Genomic DNA, 25,271 nt, shown 5'->3' on the forward strand with positions numbered 1-25,271 from the left:
AGGGGCCGCCCGGCGACAGTTCAGATCACTCGACCGAGAAGACGGGCGAGAAGTCTTCCGGCGGCAGAACGGCGCTGCGATCGGTTTCGGCGATATTGTCCTGATTGATGACAAAGATCTTGGGGCCGACATGTTTGACCACGTCCTTGCCTTCCAGGATGCGTACGGCCTGATCGACTGCCATGCGCCCTTGGATGACCATCGAGTCTGCGGGTGCGGCGGTGATGAAGCCACGCTCGATTCCGGTCCAGACGCCGGGCGTCAGGTAGAAGGCCAGAATGCCCGTCTCGCCCATCAGGCCGCGCTCGCGGATGAGGCCCTGGGCCGCCTCCGCCGTCACGGCGGTGCCGGCAATGTAGTCAACGTCCGAGTGAGCCTGAAGAACGTTCTCGACCAGGCTCATCTGTGCCTCTTTGCCGGTATCGCCATAGCGCGCCTCGAGCACGGTGACGGCGCTGCCTTCAACGGCGTCCATGAAGCCGGTATTCGCGGCTTCGACCCAGCCTGCGCCTGCGGGGCCGGGGAACCAGCCGACAGTGACTTCTTCGCTGCCTTCTGGGTGCTGCTCGGCCAGGTAGTTGCCGATCTCGCTGCCCATCGTGTTGAAGGACACCAGTGCCTTGGCGGCGATATCCTCGGAGGAGACGCCGTTGATGACGTCGATCACCGGAATGCCCTGATCCGCCACCTCGGAGATGACCGAATTGAGGCCATCATAGGAAATCGCGCCAACGATCACGGCGTCCGCGCCGCCGGAAACGCAATCCTCGATCTGGCTGATCTGGTTGGCCAGCTCGGTATAGCCGCCCGCCTCGGTCACGTTCAGCTTGACGCCAAGGCGGCGCGCCTCCTCAACCAAGCCGTAATCGACGCCCAGCCAATAAGCGTCCTTCATATGGGGCAGGGCGGCGCAGATGTTCCACGCCTTCTCGGCCGACTCGAGTGCCTCATAGGTGATCGGGCTGCGCTCGCCATCGGTGGCGAAGGCTGGTGTGGTCTCCTCGGCCTCATAGGGATACCAGCTGTCCTGCGCCAGGGCGGCGCCGGGCAACATCAGCGCACCAAGCGCTGTGCCGAGGGTCAGTTTTGTGAGTGTCTTTGTCATTTATCGTTACTCCCTTTTGGGTCTTTGCGGGCGGGCATCATGCCCGCCTCGTTTAGTGCCGTGCGCGCTCTTACTTCAGCGCACTGCGGATCTTTTCCAGCCGCGCGGTGCGTGCGTGACGCGCCTCCAGCGACTGGGCCATATCGACCTGCCGGAACTTGACAGGTGTGTTGGGCTGCAACTGTCCGATCAGGTCCATGTCGGCTGAAATGATCGCACCGATGGTGAAATACCCGCCGCCCGAGACGGCATCACGGTGCAGCACGATAGGCTCGGTGCCGCCGGGGATCTGGATGGAGCCGTAGCTGTAGCAGCCATCGACGATGTTCGACGGGTCCGAGCCTGCGCCAAACGGCTGCTCTCGCTCGACGAATTCCATCGGATTGCCGCCGCGAAAGCGGTATCCCATGCGATCCGCCTCGGGTGCGACCTTCCACTCGTCTTCAAAGAACCGCTTTTGCGAGGCCTCTGTCAGGCGGTGCCAGTAAAGGCCGGGCAATACGCGCAGCTCCACGGGTTTGGGCAGTTCCGCCAACAGGCTTTGGTCCAGTGTGCGCTCCTTGGCGCTGGCGCTGGGCTTGCCCACTGGCACGGTATCACCCGCCGCCAATGCGCGGCCCTCAAAGCCGCCCAAGGCGCCGATGGGATAGGTTGAGCGGCTGCCAAGCGCGGGGGGCGTGTCGATGCCGCCTGCAATGGCGATGTAGATCCGCGCGCCGGTCTTGAGGTAGCCAAACTTCAGCGTCTGGCCTGCCTTGACCGGGAAGGAGGACCAGCATTTGCGCTCTTCGCCATCGACGAAGACGGGCATTTCAGCCCCGCCGATCGCGACCAGCGCGTCGTCGTTGAACTTCAGCTCGGGGCCCATGAAGACCGCTTCGAGGCCCGCGGCATCCTCGGGGTTGCCGACCAGCATGTTGGCGATGCGCATTGCCGCGCGGTCCATCGCGCCGCCCTCGGGGATGCCGAGGTGGAAATAGCCGGGGCGTCCCAGATCCTGAATGGTGGTCAAAAGGCCGGGTTTGATAACTTCAAACGTCATTGAGAGCCTCCATCAGCTTGGCATTGGTGCCTTTCATGTCGCCGTTGAACTCTTCCAGATCGAAGGTCACTTCGGCAACGCGGGGCTGCCATGTGCCCTCTTCTACGGCCTTGAGGATGCGGTCGTATTCGTCCCGGTCGATCGGGCTGAATTTCACGATGTCGCCGGGCTTGAAGAAGACCATGAAGTCCTTGAGATAGCTGACCTCCTGATCTGCGTCGAAGATGGTCATGGGCGTGATGCCGAACATCTGGTAGCCGCCGGCGCCGCGCACGGAGTAGACGCAAGAGAAGCATCCGCCATAGCCCACCGTCTGCTTGGGCGTGTCCGTGCGGGGTTTCAGATACTTGGGCACCTCGATCTGCTTGTCGCGCTCGACCAGCTGATAGAGGAACGGCAGGCCCGAAACGAAGCCGACCATCGACACGAACCAGGGCGTGCTGTGATGCGCCTCGATGAACGCCTCGACACTGTCATACCCATTGATGCGCGCGGCATATTCCAGATCGGTGCCGCTGGGGTCCTGATGGCGCTCGCGAAAGCGCATGACGCAGTCGTGGGTCCAGGGATCCTGATAATAGACGGGCATCTCGACGATGCGGGTCGTCAGGCGCTTTTCAGCGTGCATTGCCTTTTGCTCAAGCTCCTTGAGCTTGGCCATCATGTCCTCGGGCGAGATGACTTCGGGGTCATAGCGCACCTGAAAGGATGCATTGGCAGGGCAAATCTCGCGCACGCCGTCAATGTCGGCCTCGCGGGCCGCATTGCTCATGGCGAGGGATTTGAAAAAGGCGTCCAGCGACATTTCCTCGTCCATCTCGACAAAGATATGTTCGTCGCCGCCGTATGAATACCGTGTCTTCACGATGCTCCTCCTGTCTCGGGGGTGAGGTTGCCCGCCTCCAGCCAAGGCTCGAGCCATTGGGTATGGATGCGGCCCGCCCGCACGTCGGGCGATGTCGCCAGCGCCTTGTGCAGCGGGATGGTGGTCTTGAGGCCGTCGATCTTAACCGCGTCCAGCGCGCCCGCCATCTTGTCGATGGCGGCCTCGCGGTTCTGTGCATGCACGATCAGCTTGCCGATCAGCGAGTCGTAGAAGGGCGGGATCTGGTATCCTTCGTAAAGGAAATGATCGACGCGGATACCGTCCGATTCCGGCAGATCGAGGCTGCCGACCACGCCGGGGAACGGCATGAACTTCTTGTGCGGATCCTCGGCGTTCAGGCGCACCTCGATGGCGTGGCCATTCAGCTTGATCTCGTCTTGCGTGACGGGCAGATCCTCGCCGCCGCAAATGCGGATCATCAGCGCCACCAGGTCAAGGCCGGTGATCATCTCGGACACAGGGTGTTCGACCTGGATCCGCGTGTTCATCTCGATGAAATAGAACTTGTCGGCGCGCGCATCATAGAGATATTCGACCGTGCCGGCGCCGCGATACTCGACCGCTTCGGCCAGATCCACGGCAGAATCGCACATCGCGGTGCGCGTCGCCTCGGGCAGGCCAAAGGCCGGAGCCTCCTCCCACACCTTCTGGCGGCGGCGCTGGAGCGAGCATTCGCGCTCGAAGCAATGGACCGCGCGGGTGCCGTCGCCAAGGATCTGCACCTCGATATGGCGCGGCTCGCGGATCACCTTTTCGATGTAGATGCCGCCGTCACCAAAGGCCGCCTCCGCCTCCTGGCGGGCTTGTGGCGCGAACTTGGCCAACTCCTCGGGCGTCTCGGCGATGCGGATGCCGCGCCCGCCGCCGCCTGCGCTGGCCTTGATCATCACCGGATAGCCGATGCGCTGGGCGATCTCGGCAGCTGTGTCCATGTCGTTGACGCGCCCGTCCGATCCGGGCACCACCGGCACGCCTGCCGTTTCGGCGGCCTGCCGGGCCGACACCTTGTCACCCATGCTCTGGATCGTGTCCGCTGAGGGGCCGACAAAGATCATGCCGGCATCGGTCACGGCGCGGGCAAACCGGGGGCTTTCAGCCAGAAAGCCGTAGCCGGGATGCACCGCATCGGCGCCTGCATCCTTGGCGGCCTTCACCACGGCGTCCACATCGAGATAGGATTTCGACGCCTGCGCGGGGCCGATACACACGGCCTCATCTGCCATGCGCACGGCCAGCATGTCAGCATCCGCCTCGGAATGGGCCTGGATGGTGTGGATGCCCAAGGATTGCGCGGCGCGCACGATACGCACGGCAATCTCGCCTCGGTTTGCAATGAAAAGGCGTTGAATGCTCATGTTATTTCAGCGTCGCCAGAACATCGCCCGCCGATACGGCCGCCTCGTTCTCGGCGGTGTAGCCGCCAAAGGTGCCATCGGCCTCGGCCTGCACTTCGATGAAGGATTTCATGACCTCGACAAGGCCGATGGTGTCGCCGGTTTTCACAGCGTCACCCTCGGATTTGAAGGGCGCATCCTCGGGCGAGGGCTTGTGATAAAAGGTGCCGGGGACGGGGGATTGAATGTCAGCCATGGTGTCTGTCTCCTATGAATTTCAAGCGGCGTCATGCGCCAGAACATCGCGCGCCGGCGCGATGATGATATCGTTTTCGGTCAGTTTCTTGCGGATCGCCTTGAGGATCTCGACGGCGCCGGGCGTGTCGGAATGGACGCAGATCGATTCAAAGTCGACATCGATGTCCTTGCCACTTTCAGTCTGAACCTTGCCTTCCTTGCAGGCGCGCAGGCATTTTTCGGCGATCGCCTCGGGGTCGGATGCTGCGCCCTTGCGGGTAAAGATGATCAAGCCATCGTCGGCATACTCACGGTCGGAATAGAACTCGCGGACGACGGGGTGCGAATGCCGCTTGGCGACCTCGTAGGTCAGGGCGGCGCCCATGCAAAAGAGGATCAGCTCGGGCGCGGTGGCCTGCAACGTCTCGACCAGATGACGCGACAGATCCTCGTTGCGCGCAGCCTCCATGTAAAGCGCGCCATGCGGCTTGACGTGTTGCAGCGGCACGTCATGGCGGCGGCCAAACTCGCGCAGCGCCCCGATCTGGTAGAGGATGTCATTGACCAGTTCGTCATCGGCGGCGTCGATCTTGCGGCGGCCAAATCCTTGCAGATCCTTGTAGGCCGGATGCGCGCCCAGTCCGACGCCATGTGCCTTGGCCAAGGCCGCGACACGGTTCATCGAATTGGGATCGCCAGCGTGAAATCCTGTGGCGACATTTGCGGAACTGATGACGGCCATCAGCGCCTCGTCGGGCGCGTCGCCATAGCTCCAATGACCAAAGCCTTCGCCCATGTCACAGTTTAGGTCTACAATCTTGCGCATAACATCATCCCCCCGGAAGTATTCTTTCCCGAAGCCTGCGCGCTCATTACATCTTTGTAAATTGCAAAAAATTGTGTAACGATTATCGGAATATCCGATAATCGGAATTTTCAAGGCAAAGCATGAATTTAAGACAGCTCAAGTATTTCGTCGCGACGGCTGAAACCGCGCAGGTCAGCCGCGCAGCCTCGGCCTTGTCGATCTCGCAAAGCTCGGTGACGACGGCGATACGCGATCTGGAAGCCTCGCTGGGCGCTACGTTGTTCTTGCGCACGCGGCACGGAATGGACCTGACCGATGCGGGGCGCGAGCTTCTGGCCTCGGCCTATGCGATTCTGAGCAAGATCGACGAGGCGCAGAACCTGCGCCACCGCGACACGGATGCATCCGGCACAATCCGCATTGCCGCCAGTTATACGGTGATCGGCTATTTCCTGCCCTATCACCTGGACCGGTTGCGCCGCCTGCATCCGAACCTAAATGTCGAGTTGCACGAGCTGAACCGCGACAGCATCGAAGAGGGGCTATTGTCGGGGCGCTTTGATGTGGCGGTTCTGCTGACCTCGAACATCACCAATCCCGGACTGGAGAGCGAGACCCTCCTGCGCTCGGCCCGGCGGGTGTGGTGTGCCAGCGGTCACCACTTTGCCCAGCGGCGCAATATTACCTTCGATGAGATCGCGGATGAGGATTACATCCTGCTGACCGTCGATGAGGCGGCCAACACGGCGATGAAATACTGGAGCGCGCAAACCCGCGAGCCGCGCGTGCGCCTGCGCACCATGTCGATCGAGGCGGTCCGCTCGATGGTGGCGAACGGGCAGGGGATCACCATTCTCAGCGACATGGTCTATCGGCCCTGGTCGCTTGAGGGCAAGCGCATCGCGACGGTCATGCCCGCCGCCCCGGTGCCGACGATGGATATCGGCATGGCGTGGCGGCGCGGCGCGGTCTTTACCCCGCAGATGGAGCTGATCCACGCCTATTTCCGGCAGGCCGTCAATTCGCCTTATGTGGCCAGCGCCTAGAGGATCGGGCCAATCGTCGCCACCGCATTGTTCCAGATGCGCCGATGATGCGGCCAGGCCGCGACATCGGCCAGCTCGATACGCGACGAGTTGGCGATGTATTCGGCCTGCCGCGCCTCGACGGCCCGCACGATCTGTGCATCCTGCAACAGGATATTGTTCTCGTAATTCAAATCGAAACTACGCAGGTCGATGTTGGACGACCCGATCAGGCAGGCGATCCCGTCCAGCGTCATCGTCTTGGCATGAAGCAGCCCGCCAGTGAACTCCTCTATGACGCAGCCCGCCTCAAGGAGGCGCCGGTAAAAGCTGTGGCTGACGGCGGCCACGACCCAGCTGTCGTTGCGCTGCGGCAGGATCAGCGTCACCCGGACCCCTCGGTGTGCGGCGGCGCAGAGCGCCTCGAGCACGGTGGCGTCGGGCACGAAATAGGGTGTGGTGATCGTCACGTGCTCGCGCGCGCAAGCAAGCGCGGTGGCAAATAGCTGCGGGGTCGAGCCGCGCCGCTCGGTCGGGCCATGGCCCATCGCCTGCGCAGGGAAACCGCCGGTGGCGGGCGGGCAAGGATGGCACAGCGCGCCGGGTGGCTCGCCCGTTGCACGCATCCAGTCACTTGCAAAAAGCAGCTGATTTTGCGCAACGACTGGCCCGGTCAGGCGCAGCATTATATCGACCCATGGACCGTATTTCGCCTTGGGCAAAAACTCGGGGTCGGCGGAATTCCGGCTGCCGCAATATGTGATCGCCCCGTCGATGACGGTGATCTTGCGGTGGTTGCGCATGTCGAGGCGGCTGGTCAGAATAGTGCGAATGGGCTGGCTGATGGGCAGCGCGACAGCCAGATGAACGCCCGCCTCGCGCATGCGCGTCCAAAGAGGCGAGCGGATCAGCCCGCGCGAGCCAAGGCCATCGGCCATCACGCGGCAGGTCACGCCGCGCCTTGCGGCGCGGATCATCGCTTCGGCCAGTTCCGTGCCGGTATTGTCGGTAAGCCATATGTAATAGAGCACATGGACATGGTCGTTGGCCGCGTCGATATCGGTGATCATGCGCGCGCGCGTCTCATCCGCATCTGTCATCAGCTGCGCGGTGTTGCCCATCATGGGGTAGAACCCGTTTATCGACGCGCCATAGCCAAAGAGGGGCCGGAACGCGGGCGCGATCTCGCCTTCAATCGTGGCAGCCTCGCCCATGAAGGCGCCCGCGCTGCCTTGAACCTCGTCATGTATCGACTTCTGCGAGGCGCGTGCCTTGCGGCCCAGATCCACCTCGCCAAAGAGCAGGTAGACAATGGTGCCCAGCACCGGCAGCAGGATCAGCACGATGATCCAGGCAAGCCGCGCGGAGGGTGACAGATCTTCGCGCAGCATCAGGCGCACCGTCATTGCGACAACCACGGCGATATGGGCGATAAGGGCAATGTTCATGGGCGCGCGCCTTTCGGCAAGGCCGGCCAGTCGAGGTCCAGCACGATGGGCAGATGATCGGAGGCGCGTGCAGCCAGATCTGAGGCGTGGACATGCGACGACGCCGCGCCGATAGCGCCCTTCAGCACAAAGCGGTCAAGCGGTGCGGCGGGCCGCGCGGCATGAAAGCTGTTGCCCGGCAGGATCATGCGGCAACTGTCGCCGAGCACATCGGCAATGCCCGGATCGCGCCGCCACGCGTTGAAATCTCCGCCGATGAGCACCGGATGATCCGCCGCCTCGATGTGTTTCGCGAGCGCGTCCAGTTGCCGCGCGCGAATCCGGCGCGCCAGCGCCAGATGCACGCCGATCACCTCGATGTCGGGCGGCGGTTGGTCCACGCCTTCGAGGCCCGGCGCGCCAAAGCAGGCCGAGATGGCGCCGCGTGGCTCAAGGGACGGCAGCACGATACGCGCCGAATCCGTCAGCACCAGCGACTGGTCGCGATAAAGGATCAGATTGCCGTGCCAGCCATGGCTGTCGGGCCGCACCGCCAGATCGACGGGACGATAGCCCAGCCTCTCGGCCAGCGCGTCAATGGGCAACACGCCCGCCCGCGCACCGATGCGCTTGTCCGCCTCCTGCAAGATCACGATGTCCGCGTCGATCTCTTCGAGGACGCGGGCAATGCGGTCCGCGTCGCGGCGCCAGTCAAGGCCGACGGCCTTGCGGATATTGTAGCTTGCGATGCGCATCGGCACTTCCTTGGATACAGTCGGCCGTCGGCCCGCTCAACACATAACATGTTGTTCCTATATGCGTATGTTGGCCACACCCATGCAAGCAGAGCCAAGCGGACTTGTGCCCGCCGGATCAGAACATCAAAGCGCAGATGCGCTAGAACCGGTTGACCGGCATTTTGAGATAGCTGTGCCCGTCGTTTTCGGCCTCGGGCAGGCGCCCGGCGCGCAGGTTGATCTGAAGCGCGGCCAGCATCCGGTCGGGCAGCGGCAGGCCGGCGTCCCGTTTCTGGCGGGCCTCGATGTAATCTGCCTTCGGGGTGCCGGTCTTCACGTGCTTGTTCTCGGCCTTGTGCTGGGCAACGGTTGCCTCCCACGCGGGGTCTGGCCGGTCCTCGGTGCCGTAATCATGACCGATAAAGAGGCGCGTTGCGTCCGGCAGGGACAGGATCTGCTGGATCGACTCCCACAGCTGATCCGCCGAGCCGCCGGGGAAATCCGCGCGGCTGGTGCCGGCATCCGGCATCATCAGCGTGTCATGCACAAAGGCCGCATCGCCGCACTGGTAGGTGATCGAGCCCAGCGTATGACCGGGCGAGAGTATCACGCGCAGTTCCAGATCGCCGATGGTGAATGTATCGCCATCCTCGAAAAGGTGATCGAAATCCCGGTCTGGATCGAAGGCATCCGGCGTGTTGTATAGGTCGCGCCACAGCTCTGCGATGTCGCGCACGCGGGCGCCGATGGCGTTTGGCACGCCAAGTCGCTCTTTTAGCTGGTTTGAAGCCATGAGGTGATCGGCGTGGGGGTGCGTGTCGAGGATCATCTTGATGTCGAGGTCATGCTGGCTGGCCAGGTCCAGCACTTGATCCATGCTGCTCGTGTCGGTGGCAAAACTGGTCGGGTCAAAGTTCCAGACCACATCGATCAGGGCCGCCGCGCGGGTGGTGGGGCAGGCGCAGATATACTGGATCGAGCCTGTGTCAGGCTCGTAGATCCCCCAGATATCGGGGCTGCCCGCGCCCGATGAAGGGGAATGGCGAACGATCGCGTCTTCGGATGTGCTCATGACTCAATTTCTCCTCTTCCGGTTCCGTGAAGGGCCCAAGCCACTGCCCCCTTTCGGGGCGCGGAATACCAACTGCTGCGCGCCTCGCTCGGTGGCCTGAAAACGCCATGCCGATCGAGGCCGCTGGACCGCAATCCTAGGCGATACACGTAACGACGCATTGCGCTGTATCAAGCCCGCCGTGCCTGCCTGACCATCCGCACCAGCAAGTATACCGCCAGCGCCAGCATCACCAACGAGATCGGCGAGCGCAGCAAGAAGAACGGATCGCCCCCCGAGGCCGTGAAGGATCCGCGCACCAGACCCTCGAGCGTCGGGGCCAGCAGGAAGCCAATGACGAAGGGCAGGATCGAGATATCGAGCCGCCGCAGCGCATAGCCGATCACCGCAAAGATGCAGGCGGTCATCAGGCCCAGATAGCCGCCGTCCTGCACATAGGCGGCGACCAGCGAAACAGTGAGGATGGCTGGCAGGATCAGCGTCTTGGGGATGCGCACAAGATGGCTGAGAAAGCCCATCAGAACGCCGCCCAGCGTCCAGTTGAAGAGGTTGGCGGCGACCATCATGGTGAACATGCCAAACGCCATCACCAGATTGGCGTTCACGATCGTGCCAAAGCCTTCGACCTGCTGAATGGGCGTGAACTGAAAGACCTGCGGGCCGAACGAGAAATCCCCGATGGTCTCGACCGCGAGGATGATGAAGACGGCGGCGAAATTGCCCGGAATGCCAAGGCTCATCACCGGAATGAGGTTGGCGCCGGAGACGGCGGAATTGGCCGCCTCGGTCGCGACGACCCCTTCGGGGGTTCCCTTTCCGAAATCCTCCGGCGTCTTGGACCGCTGTTTGGCCACGTCATAGCTGAGCGTGGCGGCCGTGGTCGTGCCGATGCCCGGCAGCGCGCCGATCACGGTGCCGATGGCGGCGCTGCGCAGGACGGCGGGCGTCATAGCCAGCCGCTCGCGCAGGGTCAGGCGGGGGGCCCATGATGGGGCGGTCCTTGCGGGCCTGCTCGGCCTTGCGGGTTTCGTGCATCTCCTCGATCGAGATCAGCACCTCGGAGATGACCAGCACGCCCAGCACCGTCGAGGTCAGGGGAATGCCGCCGCCCAGTTCGGGAATACCGAAGGTCAGGCGCGGTCCGTTGCCCGACAGGGTCGAGCCGATGAGCGAGACGAACATCCCCAGCAGGCCGCCGATCAGCCCCTTGAGCGGCGCATTGCCCACAACTGCGGCCATGAAGCAAAGCGACAGGATGATGAGCGCCGATTTCTCGGGAAGGCCAAGGATACGCTCGACTGCGACCGCAATCGCAGGGGCCGCGATGAAGAGCGTGATATCCGAGAAGCTATCGCCCATCACGGAGGAGAAATGCGCGGTCTGGATCGCCTTGCGGCCCTGACCCTTCTGCGCCATCGGGTAGCCGTCGAGCGTGGTCAGAAAGGCATCGGGCGTGCCCGGCGTCTTGAACAGGATCGCAGGCACCGCCCCGCCCATCGTCGCCCCCTTCATGATACCCAGAAGGCAGCCGAGGACCGGATAGAGTGCCTCGTTGGAATAGCCGAAGATCGACACGAGGACGGGCAGGGCGATGGCCATGGCAAAGGGGCCGGACATGCCCGGCGTCGCCCCGATCAGGATCCCGATCACAACGCCCGTCAGCACCATTGCAATGGGCAAAAGCCAAAGCGCGCCGTCGCCGGTCTGAAAGACCGAAGTGACACCAAGCCCAACATATTGAAGGATGAGGTCCATGCGCGCGCCCCTCAGAGATCGGCGTTTGGCGGCAGCTGGATATTGTTCAGCAGGCCGTCGAAGATGACGATTAGGACGATGGCGGTCGCCGCGCCGATGACGACATCGCGCCACCCCAGCTTGTGGCGCGCGGTATGGATGAGGCCGCAGGTGAGAAGGGTCGCGCCAACGAAAAAGCCCGACACATCGTAGGGAAAGGTGGCCGAAACGGCGCGATAGCCGCTGTGGTCCGTCAGGCCCGCCGTATTGGTCAGCCACACCAGCAGGGGACCGGTCCAGCCGGTGACCAGTAGGCAGGCCGCGATCAGCGCCGCGATGCGCGCGATGAACAGCAGGTTGCGCGGGGCGATCTTGCCGACCGTCTCGCCGCCTGCCTTCGATGTTCCGATGTCGCTGGCGATCAGCAACAGCGCCAGTGGCACCATCAGCCCGACCAGCAGGACAGGAAAGAAGCTGTCACCGGGCACGGTGCGCCCGGTGAGATTTTGCTCGAGAAAACCGCTGCCGATATCGACCGGAAACCAGACGAGCAGGCAGACTGCGACAAAGACAAGCGTGCCGATGCCGAGCCAGAGGTTCCAGCGCGCCGTTCCCGGCGCGTCTTCTGCGGTTTTCTCGGGGCCGCGTGTCATTCCGCGATGGTTTTCATGATGTCGACGTTCGCGTCATAGCCGGTCAGGATTTGTTCGCGCAGTTCTTCGCCTTGGGTCAGGATCGGTGCAGGCGGATACTGCTTTTCGATGAACTGGCGTGTCTCGCTGTCGGGGTTGTTCAGGATCTCGGCAACAACGCCGGCAATCTCGTCGCGAATCTCATCGGGGGTGCCTGCGGGCGCAGTGATGATGTACTGGTAGCCAAGGTTCAGATTGACGCCCAGGTCCTGCAAGGTCGGCGCGTCGGGGGCCAGCTCGACCGGGCCGTTCTCGGCCGATGCGAGGATCGTCAGTACGCCCGCTTCGACCAGTGGCTTTTGCACGCCGCCGCCCCACGCGAGGTTGGCGTCCTCGGCCACCAGCGCGTTCAGCGTGCCCTTGCCGCCCTGCTGGCGCACGTGGTTCACGTCGATGTCCAGAGCGCGCGCCACCAGTTCGGCACCCGCCTCGACCTGGGTGCCCCAGTTGGCCCAGACCAGCTCCTCGCCCGCCTCGGCGGCGGCCTTGACATCATCGAGCGATGTCCAGCCGCTATCGGTGCGCGCCAGAACGGCCATTTGCGAGCCTGCGGTGGTGGTGATGTAGGTGAAATCCTCGGGCGACAGGTTGTCGCTGTTCATCGGGGCGAAATCGTAGGTCGTGGTGATCGCAAAGCCCAGGGTCTGCCCGTCAGGCTCCTCGCCTTTCAGCTGTGCGGACATGACGGTGCCATCATCGCCGGCCTTGTTCTCGGGCACGACTTGCCATCCGCGCAGCGCCTCGATTTCCTTGGCCAGGGTCCGGCCCTGCACATCGGTGCCGCCGCCCGCGCCATAGCCGATCCACAGGCGGATCGGGCCATCGGGGTTCCATTCGGCCAGCGCGGGGCTGGCCAGCATCATCAGGGATGCGCCTATCAGGACTGTTTTTTTCATCTTAGTCTCCACTGTTGAATTTCGGTTTGGTGTCCGGCCTGAGGCCGGGTTTACCCTCGACCAGCTCCATCGGGCGATGGCCGCGGGGTAATTCAAAGCGTTGCAGGATTTGCAGCGTGCCGTTCTGATCATGTTCGTAGGCGTCCCAGATCATGCCGACATGCGGCGCTGCGAGGTCCAGATGCTCGCAGGCGCGGGCTGACAGAAGATCGGCATGGGCGCTGTGGCGCACCTGCGTCGTGCGGATCCCGAAGCGCTCCCACAAGAGGCGGTGATAGGAGGCGCCATGCAACGGCTGGTGGTCCTTGCCGGGTATTGGCACGTGATGTTCGCAGCGCATGAAAAAGGCACTAAAGGCCGGGGCGGCGCCCGTAACCCAGACGAGGCGGTCGATGCGCATAACTTCCGGCGCCTCGAAGCCGGTCAGAAGGCTGCCATATTCGGCAGTCTGGACCGCCTCGAGGCGCAAGACGCGGGTGTAGGGCATCATCTCGCGCCCGGTGACCGGATCGCGAAAGCGGTAGACATGCACCTCGGGCACCTGCCGGTCGCGGTCCGCGATAAAGCTGCCCAGCTTGCGGCGTCGCACGATCAGGCCGTCATCGACGAGCTGTCCAAGGGCCTTTTGCACGGTCGACAGGCCCACGGGCAGGGCGGCGCAGATTTCCGTCTCCTTGGGCAGATGGCCGCCGGGGCGATACGTGCCGGTGCGTATGCAGGTGGCAAAAGCAGCTGCGAGGCGGTGATATTTCGCGCCCGAGCCTTGCGCGTCGCCCACGGCGCTCCACTGCGCGACAAGCGGCTCCAGTGGCAGTTTGGGGGCAGGCTGTGACATGCAGCAACGGTAGTTAGCATGGTTTGCACTTGTCAACTGCGTAGTTAATTGGCTACCGTAATTATTAACAATGATATGACAGGACACAGGCAATGACCGCAAATTGGGCAGTGGCCACCGGACATCCCATCGCAACCGAAGCGGCCGAGAGGATCTTGCGCGCGGGCGGCAATGCGGTGGATGCGGGCGTCGCGGCGGGCATCGCACTAGGTGTGGTGCAGCCGGATCTGGTGTCAGTCGCAGGCGTCGCGCCGATCATCATGTATGATGCACGTAGCGGCGAGGTCACCAGTCAGGACGGCGTCGGCGGCTGGCCCGCCGCCGCGAATGTAGAGCGCTTTCACGCCCAAAGCGGCCCGCATGTGCCCGAGGGGATCTTGCGCACTGTCATCCCCGCCGCCCCGGCCAGCTGGATCGCGGCGCTGTCGCGCCATGGCACGCTCGGCTTTGGCGATGTGGCGGCCGCGGCGGTGCGGGCGGCGCGCGAGGGGTTCACCGTCTATCCGCTCTTTGCCGATTTCATCGCCTCGCGGGCAGAGAAATACGCGCGCTTCGCCTCGACTGCCGATATTTTCCTGCCGGGCGGCGCCCCGCCAAAGGTCGGTGATCTCTTTGTCCAGAGCGATCTGGCAGATACGTTGCAGATCATGATCGACGCTGAGGCGGACTGCGACGGGGATCGCCTTGCCGGCCTCGCCGCTGCGCGCCATGCGTTCTACGAGGGGCCGATCGCTGCTGAAATCACCGCATTTCACGCTGCCAATGGCGGGCTCCTGACCGCCGAGGATCTGGCGGGCTACGAGGTGCGGCAAGAGCCGACATTGCCGGTCGCGTTTCGCGGCGCCGAAATTCACTGCTGCGGCGCGTGGTGCCAAGGCATTTCCATGGCGCAGACGCTGGCAATGGTCGAAGCGGCGAGGCCGGATGCGGCCAGCCGCGAGGGCGCGCTTGATCTTCATTTCCTGATCGAAGTGCTCAAGCGCGTCTTTGCCGACCGCGAGGCATATGTGACCGACCCCGATTATATGCACGTCCCGCAAGAGGCGCTGGTCGCGCCCGACTTCATTGCCGAGCGGCTGGCCAGCATCGGGCCCGCCTCTGACCCGCTGCCCGATCCGGGCGCGGTGCACAACAGCGATGATGCGCCCGTCTATCGCGCGGGCTGTGCGGACACATCGCATGTCAGCGTGATCGACGGCGCGGGCAACATCTTTTCGGCCACGCCCAGCGATCCCAGCTATGACACCATCGTCATTCCGGGCACGGGCCTGTCGGTCTCGTCGCGCGGCTCGCAATCGCGCGCGGTGCCGGGGCATCTGAATGCCCTTGCCCCCGGCAAGCGTCCGCGCCTCACGCCCAACCCCATTCTGGGCCTCAAGAATGGCAAGCCGTGGCTTGCCATGGGCACGCCCGGCGGGGACGTGCAGGTTCAGGCGATGATCCAGGTGCTGCTGAACATGACGGATCTGGGGATGCCTGCCGAGGCCGCCGTGCGCGCGCCGCGCGCGGCCAGCTATTCCTATCCGGGCAGTTTCGCGCCCCATGACATTCATCCCAACAAGGTGCTCTGCGAGGGCGATCTGGATCAGGCCCGGCTGGCCGATCTGGCTGCGCGCGGCCATGATGTCGTGATGTGGCCTGCCGAAACGTGGATGGCTGGCGGCATCTGTCTTGCTCTGCGCGCCGAGGACGGTGCGGTCGCCGTGGCCGATCCGCGCAGGGCCGGCACAGCGGCGACGGGGGGCACATCATGAGCCGGGTGCCCGATCCGCTGCTTGCGCGCCTGTCGGACACGGCCACGCCGCTTGCCGAGGCTTATGAGATCTGCGCCGCGCAAATTCCGAACGGCCTCTTCACCGCCATGCGGTTCCACGAAGCGGCGATGGAGGTCGAGCGGCTGTATTCGACCTTGCCGGACGACTACCCGGTCAGCGGGCGCAAGCCCAAGCGCCAGACCGAGTGGGGCGACAAGGTGCTGATCCGGCGTGAAGTCAACGCAGGCTTTGGTGAGGATGACATCGCGTGGGCCTTTTCGGATCACGCGTTGATCGGATCGTTGGGCCTGCGCGCGGTTCTGAATGTGCCGGTCACGAACGGCGATCGGACGCTGGGCACGATCAATTACCTGCGCAGCGGGCCACAGTTCGACGCGGATGAAATCGAGATGGGCCGTGCACTTGCCGCGGCGCTGGGCCGCCGCGGCGCCCTGATCTGACAGGCAGACAGACCGCCGCGCGCCGTTTGCGCTTGAATGGCGGGCCGGTGCCTGTATTTTGCGGAACGTCAATCAGGAGACGTCATGACCGTGATCCCCACCCGCAAACCGGCCGAGCGCAAGCGCGGATCGGGCGTGCAGTTCATCTATGGTGTGCTGCGCGACGAGATCCTCAACCTGACGTTGGCGCCGGGCAGCCCCATCGACGAGGTGCAGCTGTCCGAGCGGCTGGCGATGTCGCGCACGCCGATCCGCGAGGCGCTGGTGCGGCTGGCGGGCGAGGGGCTGGTCACGACCTTGCCCAACCGCTCGACCGTGGTTGCGAACATCGACTTTCTCAACCTGCACACTTTCTTTGATGCGATCACGCTGATGTATCGCGTGACCACGCGCCTCGCGGCTGAGCATCGCACCGAGGCCGACCTCGAGGCGATCCGCGCACGGCAGGCCGAATTCGCACAAGCGGTCGCTGCGCAGGATGCGCTGGAGATGATCGGGACGAACCGCGAATTTCATGCCGCCATCGCCGTCGCCGGGCGCAATCCTTACTATGAAAGCCTGTTTTTGCGTCTTCTGGACGAGGGGCGGCGGCTTTTGCGCCTATATTATTCCTCATTCGACGACCAGCTGCCTCAGCGTTACGTGACCGAGCACGAAGAGATCATCGCCGCCATCGAGGCCCGCGACATCGAGGCATGTGATGCATTGGCTAAGGCACATGCCGATCAGATCACGGCGCAGATTCGCAAGATGATCGCTGTGGACCGCCGCCGGGAAATCGCTCTTTAAAGCGTTTCGCGAAAATCCTGACTAACAGAGTTTCGCGAAACGCAGAGCGACATCAAGCGTTGCATGCGTTTCCCCTTTCGCTGATGTCTCAGGTTAAAGGCGAAACGCTTTAGGCATCGGCCAGAATGGGTATCGGCATCAAATCCACAGCCATGTGATTTGTGTCGACAAAAAATATACAAGTGTTATCCTAGCGCCGATTCCTCGCCGCGCCATGCCGATGGCCAACCGGCCCAGACCCATGAAGGAGACCATCATGACCACCAGCATTTTCTCGGGCACGGTTCCCGCCCTGATGACGCCCTGCAAGGCGGATCGCACGCCTGATTTCGACGCGCTGGTGCGCAAGGGCCGCGAGTTGATCGATCTGGGCATGCGCGCTGTCGTCTATTGCGGCTCGATGGGCGATTGGCCGCTGCTGACCGATGCGCAGCGGATGGAGGGTGTCGAGCGTCTTGTCGAGGCGGGCGTGCCCGTCATCGTCGGCACCGGCGCCGTCAACACCAAGATCGCCGCCGAACATGCGGCGCACGCACAGAAGGTCGGCGCTCACGGCCTGATGCTGATTCCGCGCGTCCTGTCGCGGGGCATCTCGCCTGCCGCACAGCGCAGCCATTTCAAGACAGTCCTGTCCGCCGCGCCCGATCTGCCTGCCGTCATCTACAACAGCCCCTATTACGGGTTTGCCACGCGCGCCGATCTCTTCTTTTCGCTGCGGGCCGAGCACAAGAACCTCGTCGGATTCAAGGAATTCGGCGGGCCGGACGATCTGACCTATGCCGCCGAGCACATCTCTAGCGGCGAGGATGTCGTGCTGATGATCGGCGTCGATACCACCGTTTACCACGGTTTTGTCAATTGCGGTGCGGGCGGGGCGATTACAGGCATCGGCAACGTGCTGCCGCGCGAGGTCCTGCACCTTGTTGCGCTCAGCCAAGCAGCGGCGGCGGGCGACCCGGAGGCGCGTCAGCGCGCGCTCGAGCTGGATGCGGCGATGCAGGTGATTTCGAGCTTTGACGAGGGCCCCGATCTGGTGCTTTATTTCAAGCACATGATGGTGCTGAACGGCGAGTCCGAATACGAGCTGCATTTCAACGAGGACGATGTGCTGTCCGACAGCCAGCGCGGCCATGCCGAAGCGCAGCTCAAGCTTTTCCGCACATGGTATGCCGAGTGGAGCCGCCAGCCCGGCGCAGTCAGCAAATACGCCGCCTGAAAACTCCGGTAACTGGTTTAAACGGCCCCGCCACGAATGGCGGGGCCGTCTTGCGTTTCAGTCCGTTGCGTTTCAGTCCACTGCGTCAAGGCCCTGTTCGGCGAGGCGCTCAAGGTGCGACATTTCTTCGGCCGTCAGCGTGATCCCATCCGCCATCGCGGTCCGGCGCGCAGCAAAGCGGCGTTGCGAGGGCAGGCGCGCGCCCTGTCCGACGATCGCGCCAAAGAGCGTCTCGGCCCGCGCCATCGGATCGCCATCGCGCCCGGCGGCGAAACGCGCCGGATCAAAGGCGAGGATAAGCTCGCCATGACCGGGCAGGAGGGTGAAATTACCCAAGCGGTCCAGCGCCTCGCGGCTGGTCAGATCCCCGATCATGACGCCTGCCAGCAGCTCGATCATCGTTGCGATGGCCGAGCCCTTGTGCCCGCCGAAGGGCAGCATCGCGCCCTCCAGAGCCGCCTCGGGATCGGTCGTGGGATTGCCCGCGCTGTCCACCGCCCATCCCTCGGGCAGGGGGGTGCCGGCGCGGCGGTGCAACTCGATCTCGCCGCGCGCGGCAACGCTGGTGGCGAAGTCGAAGACGTAGGGGTCAGTGTCCGCGCGCGGCCAGCCGAACGCGAAGGGATTGGTGCCCATCAGGGCCTCCGACCCGCCGGTGGGTGCTACGCTGGAGTAGCTGGGGCACATCGCCATCGCAGCAAGGCCATGCGCGGTCAGCGCCTCGATCTCGGGCCAGAGCGCGGCGAAATGCGTGCAATCGTTGATGACAAGGGCGGCCATGCCCAGATCCTTGGCCCTGAGCGCCAGTTCCGGCGCGCCCAGCTCGAACGCGGCGTTGGCAAAGCCGCCGTTGGCCGCGACGCGCACGATCGCGCCCTCCTCGGGGGCCAGTTCGGGGACCGCATCCAGCGTCACCTTGCCCGCCTTGATCGTGCGCAGGCACCCGTCGATGCGGTAGATGCCGTGCGATTTGCACGCGTCCCTCTCGCCCGCCGCGATGGTGCGCGCGACCGCATCCGATTGCAGCGCAGACAGGCCGCCGCGCTGGAAAATCTGCGATACGCGCGCGATCAGATCGTCGTGGGTCAGGGTCGTCTCGGTCATGCTCGGGGCCTCGCCTTTGGGTTTCTCGCGGTTGCGCTCTTGCATACATACTGTATGCGTATACGTATCTAGGCAAGGGGGCGTACCCGCCCTGCCAAAAGACTTCAGGAGAATGATATGCCTTTCACACCGCATGGAAAACACTTGATCGCAGGCGAGTGGACCGAGGGCGAGAAGACCTTCGCGTCGACCCCCGCTCACGGCCCCTCGCATGACTTTGCCGTGGGCACCGAAGATCTGGTGGATCGCGCGGTGCGTGCCGCCGAAGATGCCTTCGAGATCTATGCTGCGACCAGCCGGTCGGCGCGGGCCGATTTTCTTGAGGCCATCGCAGAAGAGATTGAAGAGCGCGCAGAGCAGATCACCGAGATCGGCACGCAGGAAACGGGCCTGCCTGAGGGGCGGCTTGAGGGGGAGCGGGGGCGCACCGTGGGCCAGATGCGCCTCTTTGCCGATCATATCCGTGACGGCGCCTATCTGGACCGTCGCCATGATGAGGCAAAGCCCGATCGCGCGCCCGCGCCGCGTCCTGAACTGGTGATGATCCAGCGGCCCATCGGGCCGGTCGCGGTCTTTGGCGCATCCAACTTCCCGCTCGCCTTTTCGGTGGCGGGGGGCGATACCGCCGCCGCGCTGGCCGCCGGGTGCCCCGTCGTGGTCAAGGGCCATTCGGCCCATCCCGGCACGGGCGAGATTGTTGCCGAGGCGATCAAGGTTGCCGCCGCGCGGACAGATATGCCCGCAGGCGTCTTTTCGCTGATCCAGGGCGGCGACCGCAAGGTGGGGCAGGCCCTCGTGCAGCATCCGCTGATCAAGGCCGTCGGCTTTACTGGAAGCCTGTCGGGAGGCCGCGCGCTCTATGATCTGTGCGCTCAGCGCCCTGAGCCGATCCCGTTCTTTGGTGAGCTGGGGTCCGTCAATCCGATGTTCGTGCTCGACACCGCCGCAGAGACGCGGGCCGAGGAGATGGGCAAGGGCTGGGCCGGGTCGCTCGTGATGGGCGCGGGGCAGTTCTGCACCAATCCCGGTATCGCGATCATCACCGACGGCGCGGCGGCTGACCGGTTTGTCAAGGCCGCGGCCGAGGCGCTGGCGGGCGTCCAGCCGCAGGTCATGCTGACCGATCGCATCGCCGATGCCTATGGCGAGGGGCGCGCGCGTGTCGCGGGTGGCGCGGATGTCGAGGTCGTGCAGGTGGCCGAAGCGACCGGGCGCAGCGCGGCCCCCGCGCTCTACCAGACGACCGGCGAGGCATTCCTTGCCAATCCGGAGCTGCACCACGAGGTTTTCGGCCCTCTTGGCCTTGTCGTGCGCGCCGCGTCCGAGGACGAGCGGATGCAGATCGCGCGCGGCCTTGAGGGCCAGTTGACCGTGACGATGCACATGGATGATGCCGATATGGAAGACGCCCGCGCGCTGGCCCCGGTGCTGGAGCGAAAGGCGGGACGCGTCTTGGTCAACGGCTTTCCCACCGGCGTCGAAGTGGTCGATTCGATGGTGCATGGCGGGCCCTATCCGGCCAGCACCAATTTCGGCGCGACCAGCGTTGGCACCCTGTCGATTCGCCGCTTTCTGCGTCCCGTCTGCTATCAGAACATGCCTGCCGGGCTGCTGCCGGAAAGCCTGGACGACTGACGGGCGATCTGTCGGGCAACCGGTAGGTGCCCCCTTGGCAATATGGAACGGCGCGCCAGCGATGGCGCGCCGTTTTGCGTTTCTGCTGCGTCAAAAGCCCTTTATTTCAGCTGCCGGTGCGATGCTTCGCGTTTCGCACATAGATTGCATTTTATTTGTCGACAAATTTGCAGAACCTCTTGTAGCGTCGCTGAAAATGAGGAGGCTGAAAATTTCGCCTTTTCGCAGTATACAACTTGTATCCATAACATATCTGGTGTTCGCTGACTTCAGTCCCGACTCGTTGTCGTCAAGGCAGGAGGGGGCGGGATGCCATCAGGGAGATAAAAAATGAAATTTATTAAATTCGCAGGCGCGATGATCGCCGCCGCACTGGTCGCGCCCGCCGCGCAGGCCGACAAACTGGACGATATCATCGCCTCGGGCACGCTGCGCTGCGCCGTTGTTCTAGACTTTCCGCCCATGGGCTCGCGCGATGCCAACAACGAGCCGGTCGGTTTTGACGTCGATTATTGCAACGATCTGGCCAAGGCGCTGGATGTGGAGGCGGAAATCGTCGAGACGCCTTTCCCCGACCGTATTCCGGCGCTGGTGTCGGGCCGCGCCGATGTGGGCATTGCCTCAACTTCGGACACGCTCGAGCGGGCGCGCACCGTCGGCTTTTCGATCCCGTATTTCGCCTTTACCTTCAACGTGGTGACCAACGCTGATGCGGGCCTTGAGACCTACGAGTCGCTGGCGGGTCAGACCGTCGGATCGGTCGCGGGCACCTACGAGGCGATCCGCCTTGAGGAGGACATCAACGAATGGGGTGATGGCGGCTCTTTCCGGTCGTATCAGAGCCAGGCCGATGTGTTCCTCGCCCTGTCGCAGGGCCAGATCGACGCAACTGTCGTGACCTCGACCGTCGCCTCGTCGATCGTGCAAGGCGGCACCTATGAGGGACTGTCGATGACCGGCGCCGCACCTTATGACATCGACTACGTTGGCCTGATCGCGCTGCGCCAGGAATACGGCCTGCTGAACTACCTCGATCTTTTTGTGAACCAGCAGGTGCGCACCGGCCGCTATGATGAGCTTTACGAGCAGTGGATCGGCGGCGACGCGCCTCGCCTGACCGTCGACAAGGTCTACTACTGATCCCACTCGGCGGCCGGGCGGGGGCATCGCGCACCTGTCCGGCCCCTATTCCAAGGCCCCGTAGCCGGAGCGCGTATGTTCGAATATACCTTTCAATGGCGACAAGCCTTTCGCGCCCTCCCGCAGATGCTGGAGGGCGCGCTTGTCACGATGCAGATCTCGCTTTTGTCGATGGTTCTGGGCATCACGCTTGCGGTCCTTTTGGCTGTCGGGCGCAATTCGAAATCCATCTGGCTGCGCGGGCCGGCAACCGCCTGGGTCGAGGTGGCGCGCAACACGCCCGCTCTTTTTCAGATCTACATGGCACATTTCGGTCTTGGCTCTTTCGGCATTTACCTCAGCCCCTTTGTCGCGCTGCTGGCCGGGATCACGTTCAATAACGCAGGCTATCTGTGCGAGACGTTTCGCGGCGCGCTGCGCGCCATCCCCGAGACGCAGATCCGCGCGGGACGGTCGCTGGGCATGGGCCAAGCCAAGGCGTTCCGCTTGATCGTCATGCCGCAGATGTTCCGCATCGCCTTTCTGCCGACTATGAACCAGATGGTCTGGGCGATCCTCATGACCTCGCTGGGCGTCACCGTGGGCATGAACACGGACCTCACGGGCGTGACGCAGGCGCTGAACTCGCGCACCTTCCGCACGTTCGAGCTGTTTGCGCTGGCGGGTGTCATTTACTACTGCATCGCCAAGGCGGTGATGCTGGGTGCGCGTCTGCTCGCCTGGCGTCTCTTCCGGTATTGAGGAGATAGCCATGTTCGATACGGGGCTTTCCCTCAATGACCTGTGGTTCATGATAAAGGGCGCTGGCGTCACGCTGACGATCACGTTCTTTGCGGTCACCGGCGGCACGCTGATGGGCCTTGCCTTTGGCGTGATCCGCAGCCACGTGAACCCGTGGCTGACGCTGCCGCTGGTCTTTGTGCTGGACATCTTCCGCTCGGTGCCGTTGCTGATCCAGCTGATCCTTGCCAATGCGTTTCAGGCGATTGCGGGGCTGCAAATATCGCCCTTCACCACGTCCTGCATCGTGCTTGCCCTCTATACGTCGGCCTATTGCACCGAGATCGTGCGCGGTGCCATTGACGCGGTGCCCATCGTGACGCGCCGCGCCGCGCGGTCACTGGGCCTGAGCTGGGGCCAGGACATGACGCAGATCGTCTTTCCCATGGCGCTGCGCGTGGGACTGCCCAGCTGGATCGGGCTGACACTCGGGGTGATGAAGGACAGCGCGCTTGTGCTGTGGCTGGGCATCATCGAGCTTTTGCGCGCCAGCCAGATCATCGTGACGCGCTTGCAAGAGCCGATGCTGATCCTGCTGATCGCGGGTGCAATTTACTTCGCCATCAGCTTTCCCATCGCGCGGCTGGGCGGGCATTTGGAAAGAAAGTGGCAAGAGAATGATTGAGATCGAGAACGTCCATAAGTCCTTTGGTGCCTTGAAAGTGCTCAAGGGGATCGACCTGAATGTGCGAAAGGGCGAGGTCGTCTCCGTCATCGGGGGCTCCGGCTCGGGCAAGTCGACGCTGCTGACCTGCATCAATGGGCTGGAGCCGATCGACAGCGGCACGATCACCGTCGATGGCACGGTCGTCCATGCGCGCGGCACCGATCTGAACAAGCTGCGCCAGAACATCGGTATCGTCTTTCAGCAGTTCAACGCGTTCCCGCATCTGACCGTGCTGGAAAATGTCACGCTCGCGCCCCGCAAGGTAAAGGGCATGGGCCGCGCCGAGGCCGAAGAGATCGCGGTCAAGCAGCTCGAGCACGTGGGTCTCGGGGACAAGATCAAGGTCTATCCCAGCCGCCTTTCAGGCGGTCAGCAGCAGCGCATGGCGATTGCCCGCGCGCTGGCGATGTCGCCGGACTACATGCTGTTTGACGAGGTGACATCCGCGCTCGACCCGCAACTGGTGGGCGAGGTGCTCGATACGCTGAAACTGCTGGCCGAGGGCGGCATGACGATGATCTGCGTCACCCATGAGATGGGCTTTGCCCGCGACGTGTCGGACCGCGTCGCCTATTTCGAAAGTGGCGTCATGGCCGAAATCGGACCGCCCAGCCAGATATTTGGCGCGCCGGAAAACGAGGCCACGCGCAAGTTCCTGTCGAGCGTTCGCTGATGCAAAAGGACGTGTTGGTCGTCGGGGCGGGGGTCGTCGGCCTTTCCATCGCGCTTGAGGCGCAGTCGCGGGGCCTGAATGTGCGCGTGATCGACCGCACAGGCCCTGCCGCAGGGGCATCTGCCGGCAATGCGGGCGCGTTTGCCTTTGCCGATATCCTGCCGCTTGCCTCGCCGCGCATCATGCGGCAGGCACCGAAATGGTTGCTGGACCCGCTCGGGCCGCTGAGCGTGCCGGTGGGCTATGCACCGCGCCTGCTGCCGTGGATGTGGCGGTTCTGGCGCGCCAGCCGCCCGGCCCAGGTGGCTGCATCGACAAAGGCGCAGACCGCGATGATGCGCCACGCCCAAGGCACGCTGGATGGGTTTCTGGCGCGCGCGGGCGCGTCGAACATGCTGCGCCGCGAGGGGCAGATGCAGGTCTATGAGGGCGCCCGGCAGTTCGAGGCGTCGCTCGAAGGCTGGGCCGCGCGCGAGGCGGGCGGGGTGGCGTTTCGCCATCTGAAAGGCGATGAGGTCCAACAGATGCAGCCGGGCCTCTCGCCCCGCTTTACCCATGCCACATTCACCCCCGGCTGGGCCACGATTGACGACCCCAAGGCGTACGTGGAGACGCTGGCCGACAAGTTCCGCGCGAATGGCGGCGAGATCATCATCGCCGACGCCGAGGCGCTGATCCAAGACGGGCTGCGCACCAGCGCGGGGCCGCTTAGGGGGTGCGTCGTGATCGCGGCGGGCGCGCATTCGCATCATCTGGCGGGCACGGCGGGCGTGCGCATCCCGCTGGAGACCGAGCGCGGCTACAACACCACGCTGCCCCATGATGGCATCGAGTTGCGCCAGCACATCACCTTTCCGGCGCATGGTTTCGTGATCTCCAAGCTCGATGGCCGCCTGCGCATCGGCGGCGCGGTCGAGTTGGGCGGGCTGGAAGCGCCGCCCAATTACAAGCGCGCCGACGCGATGCTGCGCAAGGCGGCCACCTTTTTTCCCGGCCTCGACACCAGCGGCGGCACGCAGTGGATGGGGTTTCGCCCGTCGCTGCCCGACAGCCTGCCCGCCATCGGCCCACTGCCGGGCCGCCCGGATGTCATCTGCGCCTTTGGCCACGGCCATCTGGGCCTGACCCAGTCAACCGCAACGGCCGATATCGTCGCGGACCTCTTGACAGACAAGGCGCCGGGGATCGACATGGCCCCATTCTCGCCTGCGCGTTTCTAGGA

At 63.8% G+C, this 25,271-nt stretch carries 26 protein-coding genes; 11 read left to right on the forward strand and 15 right to left on the reverse strand.

The window, feature by feature from the left end; genetic code table 11:
• Positions 1-25 precede the first annotated feature (25 nt).
• From torT to V8352_RS03485, 6 genes are all read right to left on the reverse strand, one after another.
• Positions 26-1,105 carry a TMAO reductase system periplasmic protein TorT gene (gene torT, locus V8352_RS03460; protein WP_336422862.1) on the reverse strand — a complete coding sequence of 360 codons (1,080 nt, stop codon included), beginning with the start codon at positions 1,103-1,105 and terminating at the stop codon, positions 26-28.
• Positions 1,106-1,175: 70 nt separating this feature from the next.
• On the reverse strand, positions 1,176-2,147 hold the full coding sequence (locus V8352_RS03465; RefSeq protein ID WP_336422863.1) for a biotin-dependent carboxyltransferase family protein: 972 nt from the start codon (positions 2,145-2,147) through the stop codon (positions 1,176-1,178).
• Positions 2,137-3,012 (reverse strand): 5-oxoprolinase subunit B family protein, encoded by an 876-nt coding sequence (locus V8352_RS03470; protein ID WP_336422864.1) that lies wholly within the window; start codon positions 3,010-3,012, stop codon positions 2,137-2,139. Before V8352_RS03470 ends, V8352_RS03465 begins: the two co-directional genes overlap by 11 nt.
• Positions 3,009-4,388, reverse strand: a complete 1,380-nt coding sequence (locus V8352_RS03475; RefSeq protein ID WP_336422865.1) for an acetyl-CoA carboxylase biotin carboxylase subunit — start codon at positions 4,386-4,388, stop codon at positions 3,009-3,011. Before V8352_RS03475 ends, V8352_RS03470 begins: the two co-directional genes overlap by 4 nt.
• 1 nt (position 4,389) lies before the next feature.
• Complete coding sequence (locus V8352_RS03480; protein ID WP_336422866.1) at positions 4,390-4,623, reverse strand: acetyl-CoA carboxylase; 234 nt, start codon at positions 4,621-4,623, stop codon at positions 4,390-4,392.
• 21 nt (positions 4,624-4,644) lie between these two features.
• The gene (locus V8352_RS03485) at positions 4,645-5,430 is read right to left on the reverse strand and encodes a 5-oxoprolinase subunit PxpA (RefSeq protein ID WP_336422867.1); all 786 of its coding nucleotides are present in this window, start codon (positions 5,428-5,430) and stop codon (positions 4,645-4,647) included.
• Between the two features lie 122 nt (positions 5,431-5,552).
• Here V8352_RS03485 and V8352_RS03490 point away from each other — a divergent pair, with 122 nt between their 5' ends.
• Positions 5,553-6,458 carry a LysR family transcriptional regulator gene (locus V8352_RS03490; protein WP_336422868.1) on the forward strand — a complete coding sequence of 302 codons (906 nt, stop codon included), beginning with the start codon at positions 5,553-5,555 and terminating at the stop codon, positions 6,456-6,458.
• Here V8352_RS03490 and cls read toward each other — a convergent pair.
• The 8 genes from cls to V8352_RS03530 form a co-directional block, all read right to left on the reverse strand.
• Positions 6,455-7,885, reverse strand: a complete 1,431-nt coding sequence (gene cls / locus V8352_RS03495; RefSeq protein ID WP_336422869.1) for a cardiolipin synthase — start codon at positions 7,883-7,885, stop codon at positions 6,455-6,457. The genes V8352_RS03490 and cls overlap by 4 nt on opposite strands.
• Positions 7,882-8,619 (reverse strand): endonuclease/exonuclease/phosphatase family protein, encoded by a 738-nt coding sequence (locus V8352_RS03500; protein WP_336422870.1) that lies wholly within the window; start codon positions 8,617-8,619, stop codon positions 7,882-7,884. The genes cls and V8352_RS03500 overlap by 4 nt, the downstream gene beginning before the upstream one ends.
• A gap of 142 nt (positions 8,620-8,761) precedes the next feature.
• Positions 8,762-9,673: an MBL fold metallo-hydrolase gene (locus V8352_RS03505; protein WP_336422871.1), complete on the reverse strand. Its 912-nt coding sequence runs from the start codon at positions 9,671-9,673 to the stop codon at positions 8,762-8,764.
• Between the two features lie 170 nt (positions 9,674-9,843).
• Entirely contained in the window at positions 9,844-10,623 is a 780-nt protein-coding gene (locus V8352_RS03510; protein WP_336422872.1) for a tripartite tricarboxylate transporter permease, read from the reverse strand.
• Positions 10,529-11,428 (reverse strand): tripartite tricarboxylate transporter permease, encoded by a 900-nt coding sequence (locus V8352_RS03515; protein ID WP_336422873.1) that lies wholly within the window; start codon positions 11,426-11,428, stop codon positions 10,529-10,531. Before V8352_RS03515 ends, V8352_RS03510 begins: the two co-directional genes overlap by 95 nt.
• Before the next feature lie 11 nt (positions 11,429-11,439).
• A complete protein-coding gene (locus V8352_RS03520; protein WP_336422874.1) occupies positions 11,440-12,060 on the reverse strand; it encodes a hypothetical protein in 621 nt (206 codons plus the stop codon).
• Positions 12,057-12,995, reverse strand: coding sequence for a tripartite tricarboxylate transporter substrate binding protein (locus tag V8352_RS03525; protein WP_336422875.1), 939 nt, complete (start codon positions 12,993-12,995; stop codon positions 12,057-12,059). Before V8352_RS03525 ends, V8352_RS03520 begins: the two co-directional genes overlap by 4 nt.
• Position 12,996: 1 nt before the next feature.
• On the reverse strand, positions 12,997-13,830 hold the full coding sequence (locus V8352_RS03530) for a GntR family transcriptional regulator (protein WP_336422876.1): 834 nt from the start codon (positions 13,828-13,830) through the stop codon (positions 12,997-12,999).
• A gap of 92 nt (positions 13,831-13,922) precedes the next feature.
• Here V8352_RS03530 and V8352_RS03535 point away from each other — a divergent pair, with 92 nt between their 5' ends.
• The 4 genes from V8352_RS03535 to V8352_RS03550 all read left to right on the forward strand — a co-directional run bounded on the left by V8352_RS03535 (position 13,923) and on the right by V8352_RS03550 (position 18,050).
• A complete protein-coding gene (locus V8352_RS03535) occupies positions 13,923-15,584 on the forward strand; it encodes a gamma-glutamyltransferase family protein (protein ID WP_336422877.1) in 1,662 nt (553 codons plus the stop codon).
• Positions 15,581-16,045, forward strand: coding sequence for a GAF domain-containing protein (locus tag V8352_RS03540; RefSeq protein ID WP_336422878.1), 465 nt, complete (start codon positions 15,581-15,583; stop codon positions 16,043-16,045). The genes V8352_RS03535 and V8352_RS03540 overlap by 4 nt, the downstream gene beginning before the upstream one ends.
• Positions 16,046-16,129: 84 nt before the next feature.
• A complete protein-coding gene (locus V8352_RS03545; protein ID WP_336422879.1) occupies positions 16,130-16,834 on the forward strand; it encodes a GntR family transcriptional regulator in 705 nt (234 codons plus the stop codon).
• 256 nt (positions 16,835-17,090) lie between these two features.
• Positions 17,091-18,050: a dihydrodipicolinate synthase family protein gene (locus tag V8352_RS03550; RefSeq protein WP_336422880.1), complete on the forward strand. Its 960-nt coding sequence runs from the start codon at positions 17,091-17,093 to the stop codon at positions 18,048-18,050.
• A 72-nt stretch (positions 18,051-18,122) separates the two neighbouring features.
• Here the strand turns inward: V8352_RS03550 and V8352_RS03555 are convergent, their stop codons facing one another.
• The gene (locus V8352_RS03555) at positions 18,123-19,154 is read right to left on the reverse strand and encodes an Ldh family oxidoreductase (protein WP_336422881.1); all 1,032 of its coding nucleotides are present in this window, start codon (positions 19,152-19,154) and stop codon (positions 18,123-18,125) included.
• Positions 19,155-19,271: 117 nt separating this feature from the next.
• Between V8352_RS03555 and V8352_RS03560 the strand changes: the two genes are divergently transcribed.
• The 6 genes from V8352_RS03560 (at position 19,272) to V8352_RS03585 (ending at position 25,269) form a co-directional block, all read left to right on the forward strand.
• Positions 19,272-20,789: an aldehyde dehydrogenase (NADP(+)) gene (locus V8352_RS03560; RefSeq protein WP_336422882.1), complete on the forward strand. Its 1,518-nt coding sequence runs from the start codon at positions 19,272-19,274 to the stop codon at positions 20,787-20,789.
• A gap of 330 nt (positions 20,790-21,119) precedes the next feature.
• Entirely contained in the window at positions 21,120-21,929 is an 810-nt protein-coding gene (locus V8352_RS03565) for an ABC transporter substrate-binding protein (protein WP_336422883.1), read from the forward strand.
• Between the two features lie 75 nt (positions 21,930-22,004).
• Positions 22,005-22,670 carry an amino acid ABC transporter permease gene (locus tag V8352_RS03570; RefSeq protein ID WP_336422884.1) on the forward strand — a complete coding sequence of 222 codons (666 nt, stop codon included), beginning with the start codon at positions 22,005-22,007 and terminating at the stop codon, positions 22,668-22,670.
• Between the two features lie 10 nt (positions 22,671-22,680).
• Positions 22,681-23,334: an amino acid ABC transporter permease gene (locus V8352_RS03575; protein ID WP_336422885.1), complete on the forward strand. Its 654-nt coding sequence runs from the start codon at positions 22,681-22,683 to the stop codon at positions 23,332-23,334.
• The gene (locus V8352_RS03580) at positions 23,327-24,049 is read left to right on the forward strand and encodes an amino acid ABC transporter ATP-binding protein (RefSeq protein ID WP_336422886.1); all 723 of its coding nucleotides are present in this window, start codon (positions 23,327-23,329) and stop codon (positions 24,047-24,049) included. Before V8352_RS03575 ends, V8352_RS03580 begins: the two co-directional genes overlap by 8 nt.
• Positions 24,049-25,269: an NAD(P)/FAD-dependent oxidoreductase gene (locus tag V8352_RS03585; RefSeq protein WP_336422887.1), complete on the forward strand. Its 1,221-nt coding sequence runs from the start codon at positions 24,049-24,051 to the stop codon at positions 25,267-25,269. Before V8352_RS03580 ends, V8352_RS03585 begins: the two co-directional genes overlap by 1 nt.
• The last annotated feature ends 2 nt before the right edge of the window (positions 25,270-25,271 follow it).

This window comes from Roseovarius sp. D0-M9 (assembly GCF_037083805.1).
In the GTDB taxonomy this organism is placed as follows: Bacteria; Pseudomonadota; Alphaproteobacteria; order Rhodobacterales; family Rhodobacteraceae; genus Roseovarius.

Bases quoted from the DNA above. Each gene is read 5' to 3' on its own strand.
- torT (WP_336422862.1), bottom strand. From the start codon at position 1,105: ATGACAAAGACACTCACAAAACTGACCCTCGGCACAGCGCTTGGTGCG.
- V8352_RS03465 (WP_336422863.1), bottom strand. From the start codon at position 2,147: ATGACGTTTGAAGTTATCAAACCCGGCCTTTTGACCACCATTCAGGAT.
- V8352_RS03475 (WP_336422865.1), bottom strand. From the start codon at position 4,388: ATGAGCATTCAACGCCTTTTCATTGCAAACCGAGGCGAGATTGCCGTG.
- V8352_RS03480 (WP_336422866.1), bottom strand. From the start codon at position 4,623: ATGGCTGACATTCAATCCCCCGTCCCCGGCACCTTTTATCACAAGCCC.
- V8352_RS03485 (WP_336422867.1), bottom strand. From the start codon at position 5,430: ATGCGCAAGATTGTAGACCTAAACTGTGACATGGGCGAAGGCTTTGGT.
- V8352_RS03490 (WP_336422868.1), top strand. From the start codon at position 5,553: ATGAATTTAAGACAGCTCAAGTATTTCGTCGCGACGGCTGAAACCGCG.
- cls (WP_336422869.1), bottom strand. From the start codon at position 7,885: ATGAACATTGCCCTTATCGCCCATATCGCCGTGGTTGTCGCAATGACG.
- V8352_RS03500 (WP_336422870.1), bottom strand. From the start codon at position 8,619: ATGCGCATCGCAAGCTACAATATCCGCAAGGCCGTCGGCCTTGACTGG.
- V8352_RS03505 (WP_336422871.1), bottom strand. From the start codon at position 9,673: ATGAGCACATCCGAAGACGCGATCGTTCGCCATTCCCCTTCATCGGGC.
- V8352_RS03510 (WP_336422872.1), bottom strand. From the start codon at position 10,623: ATGACGCCCGCCGTCCTGCGCAGCGCCGCCATCGGCACCGTGATCGGC.
- V8352_RS03515 (WP_336422873.1), bottom strand. From the start codon at position 11,428: ATGGACCTCATCCTTCAATATGTTGGGCTTGGTGTCACTTCGGTCTTT.
- V8352_RS03520 (WP_336422874.1), bottom strand. From the start codon at position 12,060: ATGACACGCGGCCCCGAGAAAACCGCAGAAGACGCGCCGGGAACGGCG.
- V8352_RS03525 (WP_336422875.1), bottom strand. From the start codon at position 12,995: ATGAAAAAAACAGTCCTGATAGGCGCATCCCTGATGATGCTGGCCAGC.
- V8352_RS03530 (WP_336422876.1), bottom strand. From the start codon at position 13,830: ATGTCACAGCCTGCCCCCAAACTGCCACTGGAGCCGCTTGTCGCGCAG.
- V8352_RS03535 (WP_336422877.1), top strand. From the start codon at position 13,923: ATGACCGCAAATTGGGCAGTGGCCACCGGACATCCCATCGCAACCGAA.
- V8352_RS03540 (WP_336422878.1), top strand. From the start codon at position 15,581: ATGAGCCGGGTGCCCGATCCGCTGCTTGCGCGCCTGTCGGACACGGCC.
- V8352_RS03545 (WP_336422879.1), top strand. From the start codon at position 16,130: ATGACCGTGATCCCCACCCGCAAACCGGCCGAGCGCAAGCGCGGATCG.
- V8352_RS03550 (WP_336422880.1), top strand. From the start codon at position 17,091: ATGACCACCAGCATTTTCTCGGGCACGGTTCCCGCCCTGATGACGCCC.
- V8352_RS03555 (WP_336422881.1), bottom strand. From the start codon at position 19,154: ATGACCGAGACGACCCTGACCCACGACGATCTGATCGCGCGCGTATCG.
- V8352_RS03560 (WP_336422882.1), top strand. From the start codon at position 19,272: ATGCCTTTCACACCGCATGGAAAACACTTGATCGCAGGCGAGTGGACC.
- V8352_RS03565 (WP_336422883.1), top strand. From the start codon at position 21,120: ATGAAATTTATTAAATTCGCAGGCGCGATGATCGCCGCCGCACTGGTC.
- V8352_RS03570 (WP_336422884.1), top strand. From the start codon at position 22,005: ATGTTCGAATATACCTTTCAATGGCGACAAGCCTTTCGCGCCCTCCCG.
- V8352_RS03575 (WP_336422885.1), top strand. From the start codon at position 22,681: ATGTTCGATACGGGGCTTTCCCTCAATGACCTGTGGTTCATGATAAAG.
- V8352_RS03580 (WP_336422886.1), top strand. From the start codon at position 23,327: ATGATTGAGATCGAGAACGTCCATAAGTCCTTTGGTGCCTTGAAAGTG.
- V8352_RS03585 (WP_336422887.1), top strand. From the start codon at position 24,049: ATGCAAAAGGACGTGTTGGTCGTCGGGGCGGGGGTCGTCGGCCTTTCC.